This window comes from Bradyrhizobium sp. AUGA SZCCT0169 (assembly GCF_018130085.1).
Taxonomy (GTDB): Bacteria; Pseudomonadota; Alphaproteobacteria; order Rhizobiales; family Xanthobacteraceae; genus Bradyrhizobium.
Genome location: NZ_JAFCMC010000008.1, coordinates 130272 through 154426 on the forward strand (window position 1 = coordinate 130272; position 24155 = coordinate 154426).

Below are 24155 nucleotides of genomic sequence, written 5' to 3' on the forward strand. Positions count from 1 at the left end.
GCCAATCGTCCGCCATCAGTAATGCTGATCAAAGGGAATAAAGTTTTGCGGTGCAGCAAGCGCTAATTCGGTTTGATCAATTTCACTTAACATGTTAATCATCTCCCGACACCATCTTTTTGCTGAGAGTCTATGGCCCTTTCCAACGACCAGATTCGCGCCGCCGCCGAGCGGCTGGACCATGCGGAAAAGACCCGCACGCAGATCCGGCAGATTTCGCTCGAACATCCCGGCATCACGATCGGCGACGCCTACACGATCCAGAAGGCGTGGGTCGACATGAAGATCGCGCAGGGCCGCATTGTCAAAGGCCACAAGATCGGCCTGACCTCGAAGGCGATGCAGAGCGCGCTCAATATCAACGAGCCGGATTCCGGCATCCTGCTCGACGACATGTTCTTGGCCGACGGCGGTCTGGTACCATCGGACCGCTTCATCGCCACCCGCGTCGAGGCCGAACTGGCGTTCGTGATGAAGACCCGGCTTGCGGGCCCTGACTGCACCGTGTTCGATGTACTCAACGCCACCGATTTCGTGGTGCCGGCGCTGGAAATTCTGGACACACGCGTCGAGCGGGTCGATCCGCAAACCAAGGCAACGCGAAAAATCTTCGACACCATCGCCGACAACGCGGCCAATGCCGGCATCGTGCTCGGCGGTCGGCCGATCCGCCCGATGGATGCGGATCTGCGCTGGATCGGCGCGCTGTGTTTTCGCAACGGCCAGCTGGAAGAAACCGGCCTTGCCGCCGGCGTGCTCAATCATCCCGCCACCTCCGTGGCCTGGCTCGCCAACAAGATCGCGCCCAATGGCCTGGCGCTGGAGGCTGGTCAGGTGGTGCTGGCGGGATCGTTCATCCGACCGATCGAAACCCGCAAAGGCGACACGATCCAGGCCGACTATGGTCCCTACGGCTCGGTGAGCTGCTACTTCGCTTGATGCTTTCGCGGGAAACGCTGGAGTTAAGGACATGCCGCATTTCACGATCGAATATTCAGCCAAACTCGACGGACGCGTCGATATGGGTGCTGTCGTGGAACTGGTACGCAAGGCCGCGGTTGAAACCGGTATCTTCCCGCTCGGCGGCATCCGTGTCCGGGCGATCAAATGCGAGCACTATGCCATCGCTGACAACAGACTCGATTACGGCTTCCTCGACATGGTGCTGCGGCTCGGCGAAGGCCGCGATCTCGCCACCCGAAAGAAGGCCGGCGAGCACATTTTCAAGGCCCTCTCGGCCCATCTCGATCCGGTATTCACCGAGACAAAGTTCGCATTGTCGTTCGATATGCAGATCAACGACAAGGACACCAGCTGGAAGCGCAACAACATCCACGAAGCCTTGAAGGTGGAGACGGTCAATGGATAAGGTCACCCCGAAAGACGTGTTCGCGGCCAACCGCGACCGCGCAGCTCCCCTGCTCGCGAAGCTGAAGGCCGAAGGCATCGGCCACATGATCGACGGCAAGATAGTGCCGTCGATTTCAGGGCAGACATTCGAGACCAAATCGCCGGTCGATGGCGCGGTGCTGGCCTCTGTCGCACGCGGCAAGCCTGATGATATCGACCGCGCCGCCACGGCGGCGTCGCAGGCGTTCAAATCCTGGCGCGACATGGCGGCGACGACGCGCAAGAAGTTGCTGCATCGCGTCGCCGACGCCATCGAAGACCGCGCCGACGATATCGCGGTGCTCGAATGCATCGATACCGGGCAGGCCCACCGCTTCATGGCCAAGGCGGCGATCCGCGCCGCGGAGAATTTCCGCTTCTTTGCCGACAGATGCGCCGAAGCCCGCGACGGGCTCAGCACGCCGAGCGAGGAGCACTGGAACCTCTCGACCAGGGTGCCGATCGGTCCGGTCGGCGTCATCACGCCGTGGAACACGCCGTTCATGCTGTCGACCTGGAAAATCGCGCCGGCGCTCGCCGCCGGCTGCACTGTCGTGCACAAGCCTGCCGAGTGGTCGCCGGTGACGGCTGACCTCCTGGCAAAACTGGTAAAACAGGCCGGCGTGCCCGACGGCGTGCTCAACACCGTACACGGCATCGGCGAAGAGGCCGGCAAGGCGCTGACCGAACATCCCGCGATCAAGGCGATCGGGTTCGTCGGCGAGAGTTCGACGGGTTCGGCGATCATGGCGCAGGGCGCGCCGACCTTGAAGCGCGTGCATTTCGAGCTCGGCGGCAAGAACCCCGTGATCGTGTTCGACGACGCTGATCTGGACCGTGCGCTCGATGCGGTGGTCTTCATGATCTACTCGCTCAACGGCGAGCGCTGCACCTCGTCGAGCCGGCTGCTGGTCCAGCAGGGCATCGCCGAAAGATTCATCGAAAAGCTGACGGCGCGGGTCAAGGCGCTGAAGGTCGGCCATCCCCTCGATCCCGTCACAGAAATCGGCCCGCTGATCCACGAGCGGCATCTTGCAAAAGTCTGCAGCTATTTCGACGTCGCACAGAAGGATGGCGCGACCATTGCGGTCGGCGGCAAGCCGCATGACGGCCCCGGCGGCGGGCATTATGTCCAACCGACGCTGGTCACCGGTGCGCACGCCAAAATGCGTGTCGCGCAGGAAGAAGTGTTCGGTCCGTTCCTGACCGTCATTCCGTTCAAGGATGAAAAGGACGCGATCGAGATCGCCAATGGCGTGCAGTACGGCCTCACCGGCTACGTCTGGACCGGCGACATGGGCCGGGCGCTACGCGTCGCGGACGCGCTGGAAGCCGGCATGATCTGGCTCAACTCCGAGAACGTGCGTCATCTGCCGACGCCGTTCGGCGGCATGAAATCGTCCGGCATCGGCCGCGACGGCGGCGATTACTCGTTCGACTTCTACATGGAAACCAAACACGTCTCGCTGGCGCGCGGGACGCACAAGATTCAGAGACTGGGAATCTAGGTTCACCGTCATTCCGGGGCGTGCGAAGCACGAACCCGGAATCTCGAGATTCCGGGTCTGGTGCTAACGCACCATCCCGGAATGACGAAGCCAATCAGGGAAACGCCATGCCGGTACCTACACACACCTTCGATCCGCCGTTCAACATCATCCGCTCCAGCCACGCCGTGCTCGACGTGACGGATCTGAACGCCTCTAGCGACTTCTACGAAAAGACCGTCGGCCTCCATGTCGAGGATCGCGACGACAACGCGGTCTATTTGCGCGGCGCCGAGGAGCACCAGCATCACTCGCTGGTGCTGCGCAAGGCGCAAGCCGCGGCCTGCAACCGGCTCGGCTTCAAGGTCGGCAATGACGGCGATCTCGACAAGGCCGCCAGCTTCTTCTCCGAAAATGGTATCACCTATGCCTTCGCCGAGCAGCCGTTCCAGGGCCGCACGTTGCACTTCACCGACCCCTTCGGCTTCCAGATCGAGCTCTATGCGACGATGGAAAAACGCCCGCATCTGCTGCGGCGCTACGACCTCTACAAGGGCTGCCATCCGCAGCGGCTCGACCATTTCAACGTCTTCGCGGCCGAGGTGCAGGGCACCGTCGACTTCTACGCGCGGCTCGGTTTCCGCCTGACCGAATATGGCGAGGAGGACGGGCCGAACGGGCGCATCGCGGCGGCCTGGATGCACCGCAAGGGCAATGTGCACGATTTTGCGATCACCAACGGCAAGGGCCCTCGCCTGCACCATTTCGCTTATTGGGTGCCGACCGCGATGAACGTGCTGCATCTCTGCGACGTGATGGCTTCCAGCGGCTTCCTCAAAAATATCGAGCGCGGTCCCGGCCGCCACGGCATTTCGAACGCCTTCTTCCTCTACATCCGCGACCCCGACGGCCATCGCCTCGAACTCTACACCAGCGATTATTTTACCGGCGATCATGACCACGAGCCGCTGCGCTGGTCGCTGAAAGATCCGCGCCGGCAAACGCTGTGGGGCGCACCGGCGCCGCGCTCCTGGTTCGAGCAGGGCTCGCCGTTCACGGGGCAAGCGGTGCGCGAGCCTGCGTTTGTCGCCGACGTCACGATTGCGGATTAGGATCCCAGATGACCTCACCTCGCCTCGCGACCTATTCAATCGGCGGCGCCGCCAAGTATGGCGCCGTGACGGATGCCGGCATCGTCGATCTTTCCGCGCGCTTCGGCAAGGAGTATCCGACGCTGCGCGAAGCCATTGCCGCCGGCGCATTGACAAAACTAGCCGAGGACGCCGCAAAGCGCTCGCCGGATCATGCGCTCGACGCCATCACATGGCAGCCGCCGATCCCGGCGCCGGAAAAGATCATCTGCATCGGCGTGAACTATCCGGACCGCAACGCCGAGTACAAGGACGGCCAGGACGCGCCGAAGTTTCCCAGCATGTTCATGCGCACGCCGCGCTCCTTTGTCGGCCACAACGCGCCGCTGATCCGCCCGCGCGCGTCAGCGCAGCTCGATTACGAGGGCGAACTGGTGCTGGTGATCGGCAAGGCCGGCCGCCATATCAGGGAGAGCGACGCGCTGGATCACGTCGCCGCGGTCACGCTCTGCAATGAAGGCACCATCCGGGACTGGGTGCGGCATGCCAAGTTCAACGTCACGCAGGGCAAGAATTTTGATTCCACCGGCAGTCTTGGCCCATGGCTGGTTCCCTACACCAGTGAAGCACAAATTGCGGACGTCCGCCTGACCACAAAGGTCAATAGCGAGACGCGGCAGGACGACCGCACCTCGCGGCTGATCTTCGGTTTCCGCTACCTCCTCAACTACATCTCGACCTTCACCACGCTGGTCCCCGGTGACGTCATCGTGACGGGAACACCGACGGGCGCCGGCGCACGGTTCGATCCGCCCCGCTACCTGAAGCCGGGCGACGTGATCGAAGTCGAAGCCGAAGGCGTCGGCATCTTGCGCAACGGCGTCGCCGACGAAACCTGATCACCCTGCAATGATGGAACAGTGACATGACTTCAACATCCGGCGGCGAAGCGATCGTCAACGGCCTCGTCGCGCACGGCGTCGATACCGTGTTCGGCCTGCCCGGCGCGCAGGTCTACGGGCTGTTCGACGCCTTCCATCAGGCACAGCTGAAAGTGATCGGCGCGCGACACGAGCAGGCCTGCGGCTATATGGCCTTTGGCTATGCGCGCGCCAGCGGACGGCCCGGCGTGTTCAGCGTGGTCCCCGGCCCCGGCGTGCTCAACGCAAGTGCGGCGCTGCTGACGGCATTCGGCTGCAACGAGCCGGTGCTGTGCCTGACTGGCCAGGTGCCGACGGCGTTTCTCGGCAAGGGCCGCGGCCATTTGCACGAGATGCCGGACCAACTCGCAACGCTGCGCACCTTCGTCAAATGGGCTGATAGAATCGAATATCCCGACGACGCCCCGGCAAAGGTCTCGCGCGCGTTCCAGGAAATGCTGTCGGGACGCCGCGGTCCCGTGTCGCTGGAAATGCCGTGGGACGTGTTCACGCAGCGTGCGCAGGTCGGCGGTTCAGAGCCGTTCGATCCCTTCCCGGCGCCGCAGCCTGATCCTGATCGTATCAAAGCGGCCGCGGCGCTGGTCTCCGGCAGCAAGCGGCCGATGATCTTTGTCGGCAGCGGCGCGATCGACGCATCCGAGGAAATCCTCGAACTCGCCGAAATGATTGATGCGCCCGTGGTGGCGTTCCGCAGCGGCCGTGGCATCGTCTCCAACGCGCACGAACTAGGGCTGACGATGGCGGCGGCCTACAAGCTGTGGCCGCAGACCGATTTGATGATCGGAATCGGGACGCGCATGGAATTGCCGGCATCGGGCTTTCGGTGGCCGTTCCAGCCGGCCGGCCTGAAGTCCATTCGTATCGATATCGATCCGTCGGAAATGCGACGGCTGACGCCGGACGCCGCCGTGGTCGCCGATGCCAGGGCCGGCACCGCCGATCTGGTCGCCGCCGTGAAAAAGGCCGGTTACAGCAGGACCAGCGGACGCCGCGCCGCGATCCGCGAAGCCACCGCCGCCGCGCATCAGGAGATCCAGAAGGTTCAGCCGCAGATGGCGTATCTGAACATCCTGCGCGAGGTGCTGCCGACGAATGCCATCGTCACCGACGAACTGTCGCAGGTCGGCTTCGCCTCCTGGTACGGTTTTCCGATCTACGAGCCGCGTACCTTCATCACGTCAGGCTATCAGGGCACGCTCGGCTCTGGATTCCCGACCGCGCTCGGCGCCAAGGTCGCGCATCCGGAGCGGCCGGTGGTCGCGATCACGGGTGACGGCGGTTTTATGTTCGGCGTGCAGGAACTTTCAACCGCGGTGCAGTTCAAGATCGGCGTGGTAACGCTGATCTTCAACAACAACGCCTATGGCAATGTGCGGCGCGACCAGCGCGAGCGTTTCGACGGCCGCGTGGTGGCGTCCGATCTCGTCAATCCGGATTTCGTCAAGCTCGCGGAATCCTTCGGCGTCGGTGCCGCGCGCGTCACCTCGCCCGATCACTTCCGCGCCGCGCTGGAAAAGGCGCTGGCCGATGGCGGGCCCTATGTGATTTCGGTGGAAGTGCCGACCGACTCCGAGGTCAGCCCGTGGAAGTTCATCCATCCGGCGATGCCGTAACTAAGCCCCCCGCGCCATCGCGCCGCGCTGTACCCGCGAAGCCGCGATCACCAACAGGCCCGCACCCGCGACCGTCCAGCAGGCGACCGGCGCCCAGTGCAACAATGGCGCGTATTCCGGCAGCTTTTGCAGGCCGCCGGCGACTGCCGCCATCCGCGCAAAGGTCGCCAGCGCCAGCGCTGAAAACATCAGCCCGATCACCTTGCCCTCGGCGCCGGTGTCGCCGATCGCCAGCGCCGCCGATACCGCGCTCATCAGCATGCAACCCCACGCCGCGCCCGCCACAAACTGCGCGACGATCAGGATGTTGAGACTGCTCGACAATTCTGCGGCGAGCACTGCCAGCGCGCCCAACAGGCCGGCGGCACCCATCACGATCAGCCCGCCGCGGTGCTTGACCACGACACTCGCCGGAAACATCGCGATGTTGAAGCCGATCCAGAACACCGGCAACAGCCACTGCAGCTGATCTTGCGTCGTGAAACGCAGGAAGAACGACGAACTGTTGAGGCTGAAGTGCAGTTGATAGCCGAGCGACAGGATCACCATCGAGGCGATGAAGAACATCGGGATCGTGCTGATCGCTTTGGGTGGGACTGCCTTCTCGCTCGGGGCGGGCGCTTGTGCCACAGCGTCGCGCTCGACCTTCGACAGCGCCAATGTGGTGAGCAGCAGGACGACGCCCGAGATCAGGAACGGCAGCCGCGGATCATGGTTGCGCAGCACCGTTCCAAGATAGGGCGAGATCGCGCCGGCCAGGCCGTAACCCAGCATCGCCAGCGCCGCCAGCAACGGCACCTGTGACCGCGCGCGATGCTTGCCGAGCAGCGTCAGCGGCGGCGCACGCAACGCCGACGACGTCACGACCCAGATCACGATCAGCACGATGAACCAGGCTTGCGCGCCCGGACCCGTGCCGGCCACGAACGGCAACGCCACGAACGCCGCGCAGGAGATCGCGGTCAGGATGCCGACGAAGACACCGAGCCGGCCGATAAAGGGGGCGATCTTGTCGGCCGCGATTCCCATCGCGGTGTCGGTGATGGTGAAGATCGCCTGATCGAGCATCAGGATGAAGATCACCATGCCGGGTGCGATCCCGACCTGCGCTGCAAGCTTCGGCAGATAGATGACGTAAGTGGTCCAGCCCAGCGTGAAGATCAGTTGCAGCACGGCCAGGTAGATGCCGGTGCCGCTGGCGCCCGCGCGGCTGTCGGCTTTTGCCTCAGTCGTGGTCATATTTCGCTCCCCGCCCGACGGAGAGCATAGACCAGACGAAACTTCGATGGGAAGTCCTTCCCTCTCTTCCTTCTCCCCTTGTGGGAGAAGGTGGCGCGAAGCGCCGGATGAGGGGTCTCTATCGTCATCGCGAAATCTTGCCGTGAGGAAGCAACCCCTCACCCGTCTTCGCTTCGCGAAGCCACCCTCTCCCACAAGGGGAGAGGGGAAGAGACCATCAGCGCGCTTTTCGAAAAGTCAGGTTGATGCGCTGGCGGCCCATGGCTGCGTGTTCGCCGTCGGCCAGCGGGGCCACGCCGTGAAAGAACAGCCGCGACGGCCCGCCCCAGACCACGACGTCGCCATGCACCAGCCGAAACCGGGCCGGCTTGTCGCTGCGTTTTGATCCCCCGAACAGGAAGATCGCGGGTATCCCGAGCGACACCGAGACGATCGGCGCGGCAAAATCGTGCTCGTCCCTGTCCTGATGCAGCGACATCCGGGCGCCCGGCTTGTAGCGGTTGATCAGGCAGGCATCGGGTGAAAAGTGTTCGAAGCCGCCCTCGGTCGCCGCTTCGGCGGCCAGTTCGCGAAACACCGCGGGCATCGCCGGCCACGGCTGGCCGGACTCGGGATCGACGCCGTCATAGCGATAACCGGTGTGATCGGTGACCCAGCCGGCATTGCCGCAATTGGTCATCGCCACCGACATCTGATGGCCGCCCGGCGTCGACATATGACGAAACGGCGCCTGCGCCACAATTTCGCGCAGCGCCGGAATCAGATCGGCTTCGAAGCGCAGGGCCAAACCGCGCAGCAACACGGCACCATCGGCCATCGCTTCCCGCGACGGCTGCACATCGGCAACGGCGTCGAACAGATCTACGGTCAATTCGCTTCGCACCCACTTGGCGTCAAATTACTTGGCGTCGTGAAAGATCACGCCGACGGTGTGGCGATGGCCGGACCGGATCTGGCTGACGCCATGGCGCAGATTAACGCGATAGAACCCGCGCGTCCCCTGCACCGGGCGGTGATGCACAGCAAATGCCACGGCGTCGCCTTGTGTGAGCGGCACCACTTCGGGCCGCGACTGCATCCGCGGCCGCTGCTCGGTCAGCACGAATTCACCGCCGGTGAAATCGCGCCCCGGTTCCGAGAGCAGGATCGCGACCTGCAGCGGGAACACATGCTCGCCATAGAGATCCTGATGCAGGCAATTGTAGTCACCGGGCCCATATTGCAGCAGCAGCGGCGTCGGCCGAATTTGCCCCGCGTCATGGCAGCGCTTCAGGAATGCCTGATGCGCCAGGGGATAGCGGATATCGATGCCCATCGTCTGGTTCCAGCGATTGGCAATACCGCACAGCCGCGCATACAGCGCCGGGCGCAGTTCCGCGATCAGGTCGGGCAGTGGATAGGAAAAATACTTGTATTCGCCGCGCCCAAAACCGTGACGCCCCATCACGATGCGGCTGCGGAACTTGCTGTCATCAGGATACAGCGCCGCGATCGCCCGGCATTCGTCCGGCGACAGCAATCCCTTCAGCACGGCGGAGCCCTGCCCGTCGAGATCGGTCGTGGCCTGCGTCCAGTCGATGGCCTCGACGCGGGCGGCGATGTCGGGGGACGGACGGCGATCGGTGGTTTTTGCGGTGGCTTTCATGGCGGGCAGTTTCGCAAGACGGGTAGCGGTGTGCCACCCGATTTCCGTTAAGCGTCGTCCCGGCCTAGTGCGCAATTGCGCACGGGGGCCGGGACCCATAGCCACCGGCGGGAATGTTGCGAGAGGTCTCTGCCGTCGTGCCTTATCGACAGATCACGCGGTATGGGTCCCGGCTCAAGGCCGGGACGACAAATCAACCCAGCACCGGCAGCGCAATCACATCATAGCCGTGGCCGATCTTGCGCTTCAGCACGGGGTCTTCAAGCTCGAACTCGAAGCGATCAGCCGGGCGGATGCCGCCCTTGGCCGCGAAGGTGCCGCCGAACATCGCGCAGCCGTCCGGCAGGCCTTTGCCGCCAAAGCCGCGTTCGATCAGGTCCTTAACCGGCAGCATGGCATCGAGCGTGCCCTCCTGGTACAGCATCTTCTTGCCGTCGATGATGGCCCAGGAGCGCAGGATCATCTGGTCCCAGTGGCCGATGATCTCCTCCAGCTCCCACAGCGTGGATGCCATCGGCTTGTCGCACATCTGCTTGGAAACCGTGACGCTGTAGGCTTCCACCTTGCGATCGGTATGGTCGGAGCCGCAGCCGACAAGGATCCGCCCCTGCCAGCCGATCAGCACGAACTCGACCTCACCGCTGGAATCGCCGCCGCTGACTTCGATGCTGTCAGTGGTGGTGATCCGGCACGCGGAGACACGGTAGTAGATCGGCGTCGAGGCCGGCCGCGCGATTCCGATCGCTTCCAGTTCGGCAATGTGCTTGTCGCGCGCCACCGGATCGCGCCCGGTCCAGCCGGCAATCACGGCTTGATCGATTGCCAGCGTCAGCGGCGTCGGCGCGCCGCCCTTGTCCTGAACGGTAAAGGTAAGATCAACCACGGATGACATTCTCCATTCCGGCCGCGAGTTCAAAGATGCAGCGATCTCTTCCGCCGGCTCCTGCGAGCATGAGCCCGACCGGCACCTCACCTTCGCGGTGCGCGGGCAGCGAGATCGCGCAGCCGTCGAGCATGTTGATCAGCGTGCAATTGCGAAGCGCACGCAGATTTTGCGTCGCGAACGCCTTGTCGTCAGCGAGGTCGGCGATCTTGGGCGGAGTGTTGGCCGTGGTCGGCATGACCAGCGCGTCATAGGGTGCGATGCGCGCTTCGGTGTGCGCAATGAACGATTTTCGCGCGCCGAGCAGATCGATGTAGTCGGCGGCGCTCATGCCTTCGCCGCGCAGAATGCGGACGTGCACGCGGGGATCGTAGACATCGCCTTTGCTCACGATCAAATAGCGGTGCCAGGCATAGCTTTCGGATGCTGCAAAGCCGCCCTTGGCGTTCATCGCGCCGACATCGAGGAATTCCGGCACTTCGATGCGTTCAATCAGCGCGCCCTGCCGCGACAGCGTTTCCAATGCGCGCTCGAACGTTGTTGCGACGTCGTCATCGAGATCATCGAGCGCGACCGTGGTCGGCACCGCGAGCCGCATGCCCCTGACAGGCCGCGGCTGCAAGACCGGCAATTCGGGTTCATCGGCCAGCACGGCGTCCATCGTCGCGCAGCACTGCACCGTGCGCGCCAGCGGCCCAAAACTGTCGAGCGAGGATGACAGCGGCACGCCGCCGTCGAGCGGCACGCGGCGCTGCGTCGGCTTGAAGCCGACGATGCCGTTGAACGCCGCCGGAATCCGGCAGGAGCCGCCGGTGTCGGTGCCGAGCGCGCCATGGGCCATGCCGTCGGCGACCGAGACCGCCGCGCCCGAAGACGAGCCGCCAGGCACGTGGCCGACGCCGCGGTTCCAGGTGCTTTTCGGCGTACCGTAATGCGGGTTGATGCCGATGCCGGAATAGGCGAACTCGGTCATGTTGGTGCGGCCGATCACGATGAAGCCGGCGCGGCGCAGCCGTGCCACCACGGGCGCATCGGCTTCTGCCGGCGTGCAGTCTTCCTCGAGCGCCCGCGAGCCGGCGCGGGTCACCTGCCCCTTGATGTCGAACAGATCCTTGATCGAGACCGGGATGCCGGCAAACGGCGACGGCGCCGCATGGGCCTTGCGCAGCCGGTCCATCGCGTCGGCCGCACCAATGGCGCCTTCCTTGTCGACATGGATGAAGGCGCGCGACCCCTCACCCGAGGCGTCGGAGATTTTGGCGAGACATGCCTCGACCAGCTTGCGGGCGGAGGTCGCTCCGCTATCGAGATCGGCGGCGAGTGAGGCAAGTGTTGTTGTGTTCGGCATGAGTTTCTCTCGCTGCTTCTCTTCGCTTTGCTACTTGTCATCTGATCCGGGCTCAATGTCGAGATCGAGCAGGGCCGAACTCAACGATTTGCCGTGGGCATCGAGCGCCAGCGAACGGGTGACGCCGCCGCCGAGCGCCTGCGTCATCACGAAATTCAAGGCCGACAGGTTGGGCAGCTCGTAGCGAACCACTTCGCCCTCGACGACCCCGGCGAAATGCGCCTTCACCCGTTCGCTGGTGACCTGCTCGCGCAGCAGCGGATAGTGCTTCGCATCATAGGCGATGACGGAAATGTTCGAAATGTTGCCCTTGTCGCCGGTGCGGGAATGGGCGATCTCGCGCAGCTTCACCTTATGCCCCCACGAAGCGAACTTGCGGCTTTGCCAGTTCGCGGGGCAACAGCACCGATGCCACCGCGACGACATCGCGCGCGGATTTCCAGGCGCCGCCGCCCGCCGCCGGGCCGTTGGTATAGAGCGTTTCGACCTCGTTTCCGATCCTGACCGCCTCGCGCAGATTTTCCGTGCGCCCCGCGACCCGAACGCGCACTTCATAGGGCTCGTTCGCGCGGTTCGAGATTTCCGCGCCGTGCAGGGAATCGACGCCGACCAGTTCGAACCGCAGCTCGCTGGATTCCACGCCCGTCAACTTCAGCCGTTCGCGCACGATCTCCAGCGCGAGCCGGCCGCGCGCCAGCGCTCCGGGTCCGGCGTAGGAAATCTGCCCCTCGCCGATATAGCTGTCGAGATAGCCGACCGAGACTTTCAGCGTATCGGTCCGCTGGTGGCCGCGCCCGCCGCTGACGCGCACACGATCGGGCCCGATCTCCTCAATGGACACTTGCGAAAAATCCGCGACCACGTCCGGCTGGAAATACTGCCGTGGATCGTGCACCTCGTAGAGCAACTGCTCCTTGCAGGTCCGCGCCGTCACCGCACCGCCGGAACCCGCAACCTTGGTGATGACGAGACTGCCGTCCTCGCCGACTTCACCGATCGGAAAACCGAGCCGGGCGAGATCCGGAACATCCTTGTAACCGGGATCGGCAAAATAGCCGCCGGTGATCTGCCCCGCACATTCCAGCAGATGCCCCGCAACGGTGCCCTGCCCGAGCAAGTTCCAGTCGTCCATCGCCCAGCCGAACGCATGGATCATCGGCGCCAGGAACAGCGCCGGATCCGAAGCCCGCCCGGTGATGACGATATCTGCGCCTGATTTCAGCGCCTCTGCCATTGGCTCGGCGCCGAGATAGGCGTTCGCCGACAGCAAGCGGTTGCCGAGCTGCTTGATGGTGCCGTCGAATTCCATGATCGGCAGATCGCCGTCCTTGCAGGCGTCGAGCACGTCGTCACCGACGATGGCGGCGATCTTCAGCGCGGACAACCCAAGCGACTTCGCGATCTCGGCGGTCCGGCGCGCGGCGGCTTCCGGATTGGCGGCGCCCATATTGGTGACGATCTTGATACCTTTGGCGGCACACTGCGGCAGCACCGCGCGCATCCGCTCCTCGAGCAGCGGATCGTAGCCGCCTTCCGGGTTTTTCATGCGCGCCTGCTGCGCCAACGCTACCGTGCGCTCGCCGAGGCACTCGAACACCAGGTACTGGATGTCGCCCTTTTCGGCGAGTTCAATCGCGGGCTCGATGCGATCGCCCGAATAGCCGGCACCGGATCCTATTCGAATCGTTCGCACATCGCCTCCATCGTCACCGCGGACATTCCGTGCGGCGCAATCAGCAACACCCTAGCGCGGGAAATCACTGGCATACAAGCGCTGTCGGCTTGCGGGAATGCGGCCATGCGACGGCGCCGCTGGACCGTTGACGCGGAATGGTCAAATGTCGCATCAAGATCGCAACATGCGGGCCGGAGCCCGCCTCGAGGAGGAATGCCTGATATGGCAGAGCCAGCGCGCGCTAAACCGAAGCCGACCCCGGAAACCCAGCATTTCTGGGACGGTACTGCGGCCGGCGAATTGCGCCTGCAGCGCTGCGACGCCTGCGCCAATGTCTATTTCCCGCCGCGCCCGTTCTGCCCGTCCTGCGCCTCGCGCAAGGTCAGCGTGTTCAAGGCGAGCGGCAAGGCCAGGCTTTACAGCTACGTCATCAACCATCGCCCCGCCGCACCCGGCTTCACGCCGCCTTACGCGATCGCCGTCGTCGAGCTCGACGAAGGTCCGCGCATGATGAGCAACATCCTCGATTGTCCGCAGACGCCTGAAGCGCTCGTACTCGACATGAAGCTCGAGGTCGCCTTCGAGAAGCTCGACGACAAGATCACCCTTCCCCAGTTCCGTCCGGCGAAGGGCTAGGCATCATGCGCAGAAACCAGGTCGCCGTCGTCGGCGCTGCCGAGACCACCGAACTCGGCGTCATCCCCAACATGTCGCAGATCCAGCTGCACGCGGATGCGGCGCTCAACGCCATCGCCGATGCCGGGCTAAAGCTGTCCGACATCGACGGTATCGCCACGGCGGTGGAAACCCCGCAGCAGATCGCCCACTATCTCGGGATCAAGCCGACCTGGGTCGACGGCACCTCCGTCGGCGGCTGTTCGTTCATGCTGCATGTCCGCCACGCCGCGGCCGCGATCGAGGCAGGCCTCTGCAAGACCGTGCTGATCACGCACGCCGAGAGCGGCAAGTCGATGATCGGAAAGCTGCCGCGCTCGACGCCGCCGGACAGCCTCAACGGCCAGTTCGAACAGCCGTTCGGCGTGTTCGGCCCGCCCAGCATGTTTCCGATACCCGTGCTGCGCTACATGAAGACTTACGGCATTACCCATGAGCAGATCGCCATGGTCGCGGTGGTGCAGCGCGAATGGGCCGCGAAGAATCCCCGCGCCACCATGAAGGCGCCGATCACCGTCGAGGACGTGCTGAACTCGAAGATGATCGCCTATCCGTTCCGCATCCTGCAGTGCTGCCTCGTCACCGACGGCGGCGGCGCGCTGATCCTCACGTCAGCCGACCGCGCCAAGGATTTCCCGAACAACCCGGTCTATATCCTCGGCACCGGCGAGAGCGTGGAAACGCCGATGGTCAGCCAGATGGAGACCTTCAACTCCTCGCGCGCCTTCACGACCGCAGGACCGCTGGCGTTCAAGGAGGCCGGCATCGCCCACAAGGACGTCGATCATCTGATGATCTACGACGCCTTTGCGCATCTGCCGCTGTTCGGTCTCGGCGATCTCGGCTTCATGCCGCACGAAGAAACCGGCAAGTTCATCGCCGAGGGCAATACGCGCCCCGGCGGCAAGCTGCCGCTCAACACCAATGGCGGGGGCCTGAGCTACATGCATTCGGGCATGTACGGCATGTACGCGCTGCAGGAGAGCGTCCGGCAAATGCGCGGCATCGCGCCGGCCCAGGTCAAGGACGCGAGGATATCGGTGTGCCACGGCGTCGGCGGCATGTTCGCGGCATCAGGCACGATCATCTTTACGAACGAGAAGTGACGATGAGCCGACCTTCCCTGCTCCCTCGCCCCGCCCTTGCGGGGAGAGGGTCGGGGTGAGGGGCTCCCTCGGCAAAGTCGGACTCGCGGAGAGTCCCCCTCACCCGGATTGCTTCGCAATCCGACCTCTCCCCGCAAGCGGGGCGAGGTAAGAACAAACAGCATCGGAGAACCACCATGACAAAATCACTGCAGGACAAAGTCATCATCGTTACCGGCGCGGGGCGCGGCATCGGCAGGGAGATCGCCCTGCTCTGCGCGGCCGAAGGGGCAAAGGTCGTAGTCAACGATCCCGGCGTTGCCGCCGACGGCGCGGGCAACAGCGCAGCTCCCGCAGAGGAAGTGGTGGAAGAGATCAAGAAGCGCGGCGGCACCGCGGTCGCCAATTTCGAGTCGGTGGCGGACGCGATCCCCGCGAGCAAGATCGTGAAGACGGCGACCGATCATTTCGGCCGGCTTGACGGTGTCGTCAACAATGCCGGCATCCTGCGCGACATGATCTTCCATAAAATGAGCGTCGAAGCCTTTGAATCCGTCATCAAGGTGCACCTGATGGGCTCGTTCTATGTCAGCCACGCCGCGGCACGGCTGTTCCGCGAACAGGAGAGCGGCTCCTTCGTGCACTTCACCTCGACCTCTGGGCTGATCGGCAATTTCGGCCAGGCCAATTACGCCGCTGCCAAGCTCGGCATCGTCGGCCTGTCGAAGTCGATTGCGCTCGACATGGGCCGCTTCAACGTCCGCTCGAACTGCGTCTCGCCGTTCGCCTGGACCCGCATGATCGGCACCATCCCGACCGAGACCGATGCCGAGAAGGCGCGCGTCGAGAAGATCAAGCAAATGGGCCCGGAGAAGATCGCGCCGGTCTGCGCGCATCTGCTCTCGGACGATGCCAAGGACGTGACCGGGCAGATTTTTGGCGTGCGCATGAACGAAATCTTCCTGTTCGGCCAGCATCGTCCGGTGCGCTCGGTTCACCGCAGCGAAGGCTGGACGCCGCAGACCATCGCCGAGCACGGCATGCCGGCGCTGAAGGGATCGTTCTCCAAGCTCGACCGTTCCGCGGACGTTTTCACCTGGGATCCGATCTGAGCCGCGACAACACAGGGTGGGCAAAGACGCTTTGCCCACCCTCCAAAGCTGGCCCGGCTCCGGCATAAGGACGCTACTTCCGCTTCATCCCCAGGTTGTTCGAGCGAAACTCGCCTGCTTTACGCCCAATTGCGGGCACATGATTTCCTTCCAACGAAAAACTGGGAGGAAAAAATGACAACTCCGCTACCCCAACCTCACTCCGCTGACACCAAGGCGAACGGACTGGATCGCCGCGCGCTCTTGCGCGGTGCAACCGTGCTGGCCACCACGGCCATGACCATGACAGCGGCCTCAGCGGCAAGCGTAGCCCCGTTAGGCCAAACGGGGGTCCCAACCCCGTCAACCGGCCCGCTGCCCCTGGGACCGCTACCCGGGGCCCGCTATCCGGATGCCCGCCTTGAGTCGATGAAAAAGAAGGGGGTCTCGTTCGGGCCGACCGGTTTCCCGGCCTTTGCCGGCACCATGGCCGTCGAGCGCGTCGCAACCGGCTTCCGCTGGGCCGAGGGGCCGGTTTACTTCCCGGCCGGCCGCTACGTGCTGTTCTCCGACATTCCCAACAACCGCATCATGCGCTTCTCGGAGGATGACGGTCACGTCAGCGTCTACCGCCAACCATCGATGAATTCGAACGGCAACACCATCGATCGGGAAGGACGCCTGATCACCTGCGAACATAGCGGCCGACGGGTGACCCGGACCGAACTCGACGGCTCGATCACCATCATCGCCGACAAGTACAATGGCAAGAAGCTGAACTCGCCGAACGACGCGGTCGTCGCGGCCGATGGTTCGATCTGGTTCTGCGATCCGGCCTACGGCATCGGCGGCTTCTATGAGGGCATCAAAGCCGATGCCGAGCAGGACAAGAAGAACGTCTACCGGGTCGATCCGAAATCCGGCGACATCAAGATGGTCGTCGACGATTTCGTGCAGCCGAACGGCCTTTGCTTCTCGCCCGACGAGAAGAAGCTCTATATCTGCGACACCGGCTTCACCGACGGGCCGGACAACCCGTCGCATATCCGCGTGTTCGATGTGGATCTCGCGGGCGGAAAACTCTCGAACAGCAAGGTCTTTGCGGACATGCCTAAGCCCAGCATTACCGACGGACTTCGCTGCGACACCGCCGGGCGTCTTTGGTGCTCCGTGGGTTGGGGCGATCCGAATGAGGACGGCGTGCGCTGCTACATGCCCGACGGCGATCTGCTCGGCAAGATCCACATCCCGGAGACGGTTGCAAACTTGTGCTTCGGCGGCATGCAGCGTAACCGGCTCTACATCTGCGGCTCGTCATCGCTCTACGCCGTCTACACCAGTGCGCAGGGCGCCATGAAGCCGTAAATCACCGCAGTCATTCCGGGGCGACGCGAGCGAACCCGGAATCTCGAGGTTCCGGGTTCGCGCTTGCGCGCGCCCCGGAACGACGGTGATCGAACTCCCTACCCGCTATTCCTCAACCCCGCCGAAATCCCGTTGATGGTGATCTGAATGCCGCGAAGTACCTGCTCGTCGGGGTTTTGCGCGCGGTGCTCCTTCAGCAATTCCACCTGCACGTGGTTCAGTGGGTCGAGATAGGGAAAGCGGTTGCGGATCGAGCGTTCGAGCAGCGGGTTACTCTGCAGCAAACGGTCCTGTTGCATGATCTTCAGCAGCAGATCGATGCAGCTATGCCATTCTTCGCGGATGCGGCTGAAAATCTTCTCGCGCAGCGCCACGTCGGGCACCAGTTCGGCGTAGCGGGAGGCGATCGCGATCGAGCTCTTGGCCAGCACCATGTCCATATTCGACAGCAACATCCGAAAGAACGGCCATTCGCGATAGAGCTCCTGCAGGAAGGGCATGCCCTGCTCGGGATGCTCTGCGATCCAGGTCTCGACCGCGCTGGCAAAGCCGTACCAGCCCGGCAGCATCAGGCGGCATTGCGCCCAGCTGAACACCCAGGGGATGGCGCGCAAATCCTCGATCTCGCGGGTTTTCTTGCGTGAGGCCGGACGGCTGCCAATGTTGAGCGTGGCAATCTCGTTGATGACGGTGGAGCCCCAGAAGTAGTCGGCGAAGCCCTCGGTCTCATAGACCAGCCCGCGATAAGCCCTGAAGGCCAGCGCGGACAATTCCTCCATCGCCTTCAGATATTCGGCGCGCGGCGCGCTGTGCTTCGGCTGCAGCAGGCTCGCCTCCAGCGTCGCCGCCGTCAGAATTTCCAGATTATTGCGGCCGACCTCGGCGTTGGAATATTTGCTGGAGATGATCTCGCCCTGCTCGGTGATGCGGATCTGGCCGTTCACCGCGCCGCCGGGCTGCGCGATGATCGCGTCATAGCTCGGCCCGCCACCGCGGCCCACCGATCCGCCGCGGCCGTGGAACAGCCGCAGCCGGACGTGGTGGCGTTCGAACACCTCGATCAGGCCGATTTCAGCCTTGTAGAGTTCCCAGCCCGAGGTGACGAAGCCGCCGTCCTTGTTGCTGTCGGAATAGCCGAGCATCACTTCCTGAATCGCTCCGCGACTGTCGACCAGTTTGCGGTAATCGTGCAGCGACAATATGCGGTCCATGACGCCGCTGGAGCCCTGAAGATCCTCGATGGTCTCGAACAGCGGCACGATGTTGATCGCGCAACGGCCCGAGGGGCGAACGAGGCCGGCTTCCTTCAGAAGCAGCGCGACCTCCAGCATGTCGGACACCCCCTTGCACATGGAGATGATGCACTGGGGGATAGCGGCGGAACCATAGCGGGCATGCGCCTCGGCGGCCGCATGGAACAGCGCGAGTTCGCCGATCGTTTCCTCGCTGTACTTCACAAAAGCCGACGTCAGCGGACGCGCATTGCCAAGCTCCTTGACGAGCAAGGCGATCCGCGCCTCCTCAGTCAATGCCAGATAGGACATGCCGGGCATCGCCGCGTCGATCAGCTCTGCAACGGTACGTTCGTGCACGGCCGAATTTTGCCTGATGTCGAGGCTCGCCAGGTGGAAACCGAAGCAATCCACGGCCCGGCGCAGCAGGCGCAGCCGACCGCGCGCAATCACGCCGGAATTGTTCGAGATCAGCGAGCGATAGAGGATATCGAGATCGGCCTTGAATTCCGCGACATCGGCATAGGGCGCGGCCTCGCCGACCGCCGGACGTCTGGTCTCCACGTCCAGCCGCGTCGCGGTCGCGGTTAGGCGCGCGTAGATGCCGGATACCGCAAGACGATAGGGCTCGCCGCTCCGGTGCGGCGACTTATCCGGCGAACGCTCCGCAAGGACACGCAAATCCTTGGAAACATCGGCCAGATGCGCCGCCATCGACAGTTCGGCGCCGAGGAGATGCAATTCCTCCAGATAAAACCGCAGCACCCGGCTGGACTGCAATTTCAGCGTCCCGCGCACCACGTCGGCGGTCACGAACGGATTGCCGTCGCGATCGCCGCCGATCCAGCTTCCGATCTTGAGAAACGAAGCCAGTTCGCCCCTTGAGCTGTCGCCCTCGTTCAGCCGGTCCTCCAGCGCGCAATGCAGCCGCGGCACCTCATGCAGGAACGTGTAGTCGTAGAACGACAGGCCATTGGCGACCTCGTCGAGCACCGTGAGCTTGGTCCGGCGCAACAGGTTGGTCTTCCACAACGTCAGTACCGCGCGGCGCAATTGCTCGTCGCTCGCCTCGATCTCATCCGGCGTCAGTTGCACCCGCTCCTTGCGGTCGAGCAGCGCGGCGATTTCCATTTCGCGATCGATCGTGCTCTTGCGGCGGACTTCGGTGGGATGGGCCGTGAGGACCGGACTGACCTGGGCGCTTGCGAAAAACTTGCGCAGATCGGCGGCGCTGATTCCGACCGTGCGCGCGTGCGCCAGGGTCTGGGCCAGCATGCTGGCGCGCGGCGCCCCGCCGGGCTCGGTCCGCGCCCGCATCTGGCGGATGTTGTTCTGGTCCTCGGCAATGTTGGCCAGATGCGAAAAATAGCTGAAGGCGCGCACGATCCGCACCGTCTGGCTGATCGACATGCTGTCGAGGATCTGCTCGAGCTCGCGCCGCGCCGGCTTGTCGTCGTCGCGGTGGAACCGGATCGAGGTCTGCCGGATGCGCTCGACCAGGTCGAAGACGTCGGCGCCCTCCTGGTCACGCACGGTATCGCCGAGAATGCGCCCGAGCAGCCTGATATCGGTCCGCAACCGGGCGTCCTCCGCGTCTTCGACGCGATTGGCACGGACTTCGGGATCGGAAGGCACGGTCTGGGGTGACATGGCTTGCTACTCCAGAGGGCTTGCCCGGCAAGTTCTGGAGTGTGCAAGTTTTTTGCCGCAGTGCAAGATAAAGATGGAGGCGGTGCAAGCCCAACGACTTTCACCCACCAACCTCATCCTGAGGAGCGGTGTCTTCGCCGCGTCTCGAAGGATGGCCGCATCGGGGGCCTGCATGGTTCGAGACGCGCCGTTGGCGCTCCTCACCATGAGGGGCTGGGCTAAATCTTCCTCCCCGCCCGCTCCCAATAGGGATCGCGCAGGCGGCGCTTGAAGATCTTGCCGGAATCCTCGCGCGGCAGCTTGGTCTGGATTTCGACGTGCTTGGGCACCTTGTAGTCAGCCAGTGACTTCTTGAGCTCGGCGCGGACCGCGGCGACGTCGAGCGTCACGCCCGGCTGCGGCTCCACGACAGCCATCAACGCTTCGCCAAACTCCTCGTCGGGAATGCCGAACACCGCGCAGTCATGGACGCCGGGCACGGCGTGCAGCGCGGCTTCGATCTCGGCGGGGTAGATGTTGACCCCGCCCGAAATCACCATGTCGCGCTTGCGGTCGCAGATGAAGACATAGCCGTCCTGATCGATATACCCGACATCGCCCGAGGTAATGAATCCCTCGCGGTCGATCTCGGAACGCTTCTCCGGCTTGTTGTGATAGGTGAAATCCGGATTGCCTGAAATCCGCGAATAGATTTCGCCGATCTCGCCCGGCGGCAGCACGCGCCCGTCATCGCCGATGAAGCGCAGTTCAGCGCCCGGCGATATCTTGCCGACGGTGCCGGGCTTCTTCAGCGCGTCCTCCGAATTGGCAAAGGTGACGGCGCCTGACTCGGTCGAGCCGTAGAATTCGTAGATCACCGGCCCCCACCATTCGATCATCGCGCGCTTGACGTCGGCCGGACAGGGCGCGGCGGCGTGGATGATGTGTCGCAGCGAGGACATGTCATATTTCCTGCGCACGGCCTCCGGCAGCTTCATCAGGCGGATGAACATGGTCGGCACCATGAATATCGTGTCGACCCGCTCCGTTTCGATCAGCCGCAAAAATTCCTCGGGCTCAAAGCGCGGCATCAATATCAGCGCGCCACCAAGCCGCCCGGCGCGCAGGCCGAACGAGTTCGGCGCGGAGTGATACAGTGGTCCCGGCAGGATCGTGCGCGCGCCCGGCTTGAGGCCGTAAATCATCGCCCGCATGGCTTCGGCGTTGGCAGACTGCGCGGGCGTCGGCGCAAAGCGGCGCACGCCCTTCGGGTGGCCCGTCGTGCCCGAAGTGTAGATCATGTTCTGCGGCTGCGGTACCACCGGCCCGTCATAGCGCGATTGTTGCTGGAGCCAGGATTCGAAGTCGATCGCGAAATCGGGCGTCGAGAGGTGATCAGGGTTGATCTTGTAGTTCGCCAAAATCTCCGGCGGCGTCGGCACGCTGAGCGCGGTGACGCCTGATGGAATCGCATCGCGCAATTGATGCAGCATGTCGGCATGCGCGATCAGCACCGAAGTGCCGGAATCCTTCAGCACGTAGTTGATTTCCTCCGGCTTGAAATGCCAGTTCACGGGAACGCCGTAAGCGCCGAGCCGCATCGCGGCATAAGCGGCCTCGATGAAGGCGATGTCATTGCGCATCAGCATGCATACGCTGTCGCCCGGCTTGACGCCGAGCTGATGCAAGCCGCTGGCGATGCGGTCGGTGCGCTCGGCGACCTCGGGATGCTCGCGCCGGCGCTGGCCGCTGATGATGCCGAGGAAGGGGGATGATGTTGTCATTGTCTTTTCCGATCTCTCGCCGGGTTTAAGGAAACTGTCATTCCGGGGCGTGCGCAGCACGAACTCCGATGTGCAATTGCACATCGGAGAATCTCGAGATTCCGGGTCTGGTGCTAGCGCACCATCCCGGAATGACAGCAAAAATTATCCCGCATCCGCAAACTTCGGCGCCCGTTTTTCCAGATTGGCGCGCACGGCTTCCTGCTGGTTGGGCCCGCCCATCAGCTTCATCTGCTCGACGGATTCGGCGAGCAATGCCGGGCCGGGATCGACGGACAGGTTGTTGAGCATGCGCTTAGCGGCGCGGATCGCGTCGGGGCTCTTGCCGGCGATCTCACGCGCCACCTCGAAGGCCGCGGCGCGGGGGTCGTCGCAGATCCGCGTTGCAAGGCCATAGCTCATCGCTTCCTGCGCCGAGAAGATGCGCCCGGTGTAGGTGAGATCGCGCAGGATATCGTCGCGTACCAGGCTGGCGAGGATCGGCGTGCCCGCCATATCAGGCACCAGGCCCCACTTGATTTCCATGATCGACATCCGCGCATCAGGGGTGAGGAAGCGCATGTCGGCGCCGAGTGCGAGCTGGAACCCGCCGCCGAAGGCGACGCCCTGAATTGCCGCAATCACCGGCACCGGAAGTTGCCGCCAGCCCCACACCGCCTGCTGTGGAAAATTGGCGAGGCCATGGGTGCGCGCCGAAAGGTCGCGCTTCTCGCCGCCGGCGATCCCGTTACCGCCCTGCTCCTTCATCGCGGCGAAGCGGCCCATATCGAGGCCGGCGCAGAACGACCGTCCTTCGCCGGACAATACTACCGCCCGGACCCCTTTCTCATGCGCAAGGCGTTCAGTTGCAGCGACAATCGCCTCGAACATCGCGGCATCGAGCGCGTTCATTTTGTCGGCCCGCACCAGCCGGACGTCGGCAATGCCGTCCGAAATCGATATCGAAACGCGCTGCTCCATGAGAATTCTCCTCCATTCGTTGTTATCGCTTTACAGAACGGCGTTGTCCGGATTTAGTCAATCGACCAATTAACAGCAATTCCTTTCAGGTGGAAACGATGTTCAACGATCAGCTTCTCACCGGGCGACGCATTCTCGTGACCGGGGGCGGTACCGGCCTCGGCAAATCCATGGCAGCGCGATTCCTTGAGCTTGGCGCCGAGGTCCATATCTGCGGCCGTCGCAAGAGCGTGTGCGACGAGACCGCGACCGAATTGATGGACCTGCACGGCGGACGTGTGGTCAGCCACGGCGTCGATATCCGCAACGCGCTGGCGGTCGACGAGATGATCGAACAGATCTGGACCGGCGGTCCGCTCACCGATCTCATCAACAACGCCGCCGGCAATTTCGTCTCGCGCACCCAGGACCTGACGCCACGCGGCTTCGACGCGATTGCCAATATCGTGATGCACGGCACATTCTATGTCACCCACGCTATCGGCCGCCGCTGGATTGCCGAGAAGCAGCGCGGCAATGTGGTGTCGATCACCGTGACCTGGGTCCGCAACGGTTCGCCCTATGTGGTGCCGTCGGCGATGAGCAAATCGGCGATCCATGCCATGACCATGTCGCTGGCGATGGAATGGGGACGCTATGGTATCCGTCTTAACACCATCGCACCCGGTGAAATTCCGACCGAAGGCATGAGCAAGCGTCTCAACCCGGGCGATGAACCCGGTGCACGCACCATCGCACGGAATCCGATGGGACGCGTCGGCAAGATGGAAGAGTTGCAGAACCTTGCCGTGTTCCTGATCTCGGGCGGCTGCGACTGGATCAACGGTGAGACCATTGCGATGGACGGCGCACAGGCGCTGGCAACCGGCGGAAACTTCTACGAGCTGCGCGAGTGGTCCGATGCCGACTGGGAGCGCGCGCGGGATTCGATCAAGGCGCAGAACGAAAAAGACCGCGCGGCGCGGGGCGGGTAAAACTCTACGTCGTCCCGGCGAAGGCCGGGACCCATAGCCACCGTCGCCA

21 protein-coding genes are annotated in these 24155 nt (G+C 63.6%); 11 read left to right on the forward strand and 10 right to left on the reverse strand.

The annotated features are described in order from the left end of the window. The first annotated feature begins 132 nt into the window (after positions 1 to 132). The 6 genes from hpaH to JQ609_RS12435 all read left to right on the forward strand — a co-directional run bounded on the left by hpaH (position 133) and on the right by JQ609_RS12435 (position 6521). Positions 133 to 939 (forward strand): 2-oxo-hept-4-ene-1,7-dioate hydratase, encoded by an 807-nt coding sequence (hpaH, locus tag JQ609_RS12410; protein ID WP_212273626.1) that lies wholly within the window; start codon positions 133 to 135, stop codon positions 937 to 939. Positions 940 to 970: 31 nt separating this feature from the next. Beyond that, positions 971 to 1369 (forward strand): 5-carboxymethyl-2-hydroxymuconate Delta-isomerase, encoded by a 399-nt coding sequence (locus JQ609_RS12415; RefSeq protein ID WP_212273627.1) that lies wholly within the window; start codon positions 971 to 973, stop codon positions 1367 to 1369. After that, positions 1362 to 2897 carry a 5-carboxymethyl-2-hydroxymuconate semialdehyde dehydrogenase gene (gene hpaE, locus JQ609_RS12420; RefSeq protein ID WP_212273628.1) on the forward strand — a complete coding sequence of 512 codons (1536 nt, stop codon included), beginning with the start codon at positions 1362 to 1364 and terminating at the stop codon, positions 2895 to 2897. The genes JQ609_RS12415 and hpaE overlap by 8 nt, the downstream gene beginning before the upstream one ends. Before the next feature lie 107 nt (positions 2898 to 3004). Then, entirely contained in the window at positions 3005 to 3988 is a 984-nt protein-coding gene (gene hpaD / locus JQ609_RS12425; RefSeq protein ID WP_212273629.1) for a 3,4-dihydroxyphenylacetate 2,3-dioxygenase, read from the forward strand. 8 nt (positions 3989 to 3996) lie between these two features. Beyond that, positions 3997 to 4866, forward strand: a complete 870-nt coding sequence (locus JQ609_RS12430; protein WP_212273630.1) for a fumarylacetoacetate hydrolase family protein — start codon at positions 3997 to 3999, stop codon at positions 4864 to 4866. A 26-nt stretch (positions 4867 to 4892) separates the two neighbouring features. Then, the gene (locus tag JQ609_RS12435) at positions 4893 to 6521 is read left to right on the forward strand and encodes a thiamine pyrophosphate-dependent enzyme (RefSeq protein WP_212205105.1); all 1629 of its coding nucleotides are present in this window, start codon (positions 4893 to 4895) and stop codon (positions 6519 to 6521) included. Here the strand turns inward: JQ609_RS12435 and JQ609_RS12440 are convergent, their stop codons facing one another. The 7 genes from JQ609_RS12440 to JQ609_RS12470 all read right to left on the reverse strand — a co-directional run bounded on the left by JQ609_RS12440 (position 6522) and on the right by JQ609_RS12470 (position 13329). Continuing rightward, positions 6522 to 7760, reverse strand: a complete 1239-nt coding sequence (locus JQ609_RS12440; protein ID WP_212273631.1) for an MFS transporter — start codon at positions 7758 to 7760, stop codon at positions 6522 to 6524. Between the two features lie 217 nt (positions 7761 to 7977). Beyond that, the gene (gene alkB / locus JQ609_RS12445; RefSeq protein ID WP_212273632.1) at positions 7978 to 8631 is read right to left on the reverse strand and encodes a DNA oxidative demethylase AlkB; all 654 of its coding nucleotides are present in this window, start codon (positions 8629 to 8631) and stop codon (positions 7978 to 7980) included. 27 nt (positions 8632 to 8658) lie between these two features. Next, positions 8659 to 9405: a 2OG-Fe(II) oxygenase gene (locus JQ609_RS12450; protein ID WP_212273633.1), complete on the reverse strand. Its 747-nt coding sequence runs from the start codon at positions 9403 to 9405 to the stop codon at positions 8659 to 8661. A gap of 193 nt (positions 9406 to 9598) precedes the next feature. Further along, positions 9599 to 10288, reverse strand: a complete 690-nt coding sequence (locus tag JQ609_RS12455) for a DUF2848 domain-containing protein (RefSeq protein ID WP_212273691.1) — start codon at positions 10286 to 10288, stop codon at positions 9599 to 9601. After that, positions 10281 to 11636, reverse strand: coding sequence for an amidase (locus tag JQ609_RS12460; protein ID WP_212273634.1), 1356 nt, complete (start codon positions 11634 to 11636; stop codon positions 10281 to 10283). Before JQ609_RS12460 ends, JQ609_RS12455 begins: the two co-directional genes overlap by 8 nt. 30 nt (positions 11637 to 11666) lie before the next feature. Then, a complete protein-coding gene (locus JQ609_RS12465) occupies positions 11667 to 11987 on the reverse strand; it encodes a hypothetical protein (RefSeq protein ID WP_212273635.1) in 321 nt (106 codons plus the stop codon). 1 nt (position 11988) lies between these two features. Continuing rightward, positions 11989 to 13329 carry an acyclic terpene utilization AtuA family protein gene (locus tag JQ609_RS12470; protein WP_212273636.1) on the reverse strand — a complete coding sequence of 447 codons (1341 nt, stop codon included), beginning with the start codon at positions 13327 to 13329 and terminating at the stop codon, positions 11989 to 11991. A 204-nt stretch (positions 13330 to 13533) separates the two neighbouring features. Between JQ609_RS12470 and JQ609_RS12475 the strand changes: the two genes are divergently transcribed. The 4 genes from JQ609_RS12475 (at position 13534) to JQ609_RS12490 (ending at position 17527) form a co-directional block, all read left to right on the forward strand. Beyond that, on the forward strand, positions 13534 to 13947 hold the full coding sequence (locus JQ609_RS12475) for a Zn-ribbon domain-containing OB-fold protein (protein WP_212205085.1): 414 nt from the start codon (positions 13534 to 13536) through the stop codon (positions 13945 to 13947). Positions 13948 to 13952: 5 nt separating this feature from the next. Continuing rightward, on the forward strand, positions 13953 to 15092 hold the full coding sequence (locus JQ609_RS12480) for a thiolase C-terminal domain-containing protein (protein WP_212273637.1): 1140 nt from the start codon (positions 13953 to 13955) through the stop codon (positions 15090 to 15092). A gap of 176 nt (positions 15093 to 15268) precedes the next feature. Continuing rightward, entirely contained in the window at positions 15269 to 16183 is a 915-nt protein-coding gene (locus tag JQ609_RS12485; RefSeq protein WP_212273638.1) for an SDR family oxidoreductase, read from the forward strand. Positions 16184 to 16591: 408 nt separating this feature from the next. Further along, a complete protein-coding gene (locus JQ609_RS12490; protein WP_212205079.1) occupies positions 16592 to 17527 on the forward strand; it encodes an SMP-30/gluconolactonase/LRE family protein in 936 nt (311 codons plus the stop codon). Between the two features lie 98 nt (positions 17528 to 17625). Here the strand turns inward: JQ609_RS12490 and ppc are convergent, their stop codons facing one another. The 3 genes from ppc to JQ609_RS12505 all read right to left on the reverse strand — a co-directional run bounded on the left by ppc (position 17626) and on the right by JQ609_RS12505 (position 23132). Next, entirely contained in the window at positions 17626 to 20409 is a 2784-nt protein-coding gene (gene ppc, locus JQ609_RS12495; RefSeq protein WP_212205077.1) for a phosphoenolpyruvate carboxylase, read from the reverse strand. A gap of 218 nt (positions 20410 to 20627) precedes the next feature. After that, positions 20628 to 22172: an acyl-CoA synthetase gene (locus tag JQ609_RS12500; RefSeq protein WP_212205075.1), complete on the reverse strand. Its 1545-nt coding sequence runs from the start codon at positions 22170 to 22172 to the stop codon at positions 20628 to 20630. Positions 22173 to 22316: 144 nt separating this feature from the next. Then, entirely contained in the window at positions 22317 to 23132 is an 816-nt protein-coding gene (locus JQ609_RS12505) for a crotonase/enoyl-CoA hydratase family protein (protein ID WP_212205073.1), read from the reverse strand. A 98-nt stretch (positions 23133 to 23230) separates the two neighbouring features. Here JQ609_RS12505 and JQ609_RS12510 point away from each other — a divergent pair, with 98 nt between their 5' ends. Next, complete coding sequence (locus tag JQ609_RS12510) at positions 23231 to 24106, forward strand: SDR family oxidoreductase (protein WP_212205071.1); 876 nt, start codon at positions 23231 to 23233, stop codon at positions 24104 to 24106. The last annotated feature ends 49 nt before the right edge of the window (positions 24107 to 24155 follow it).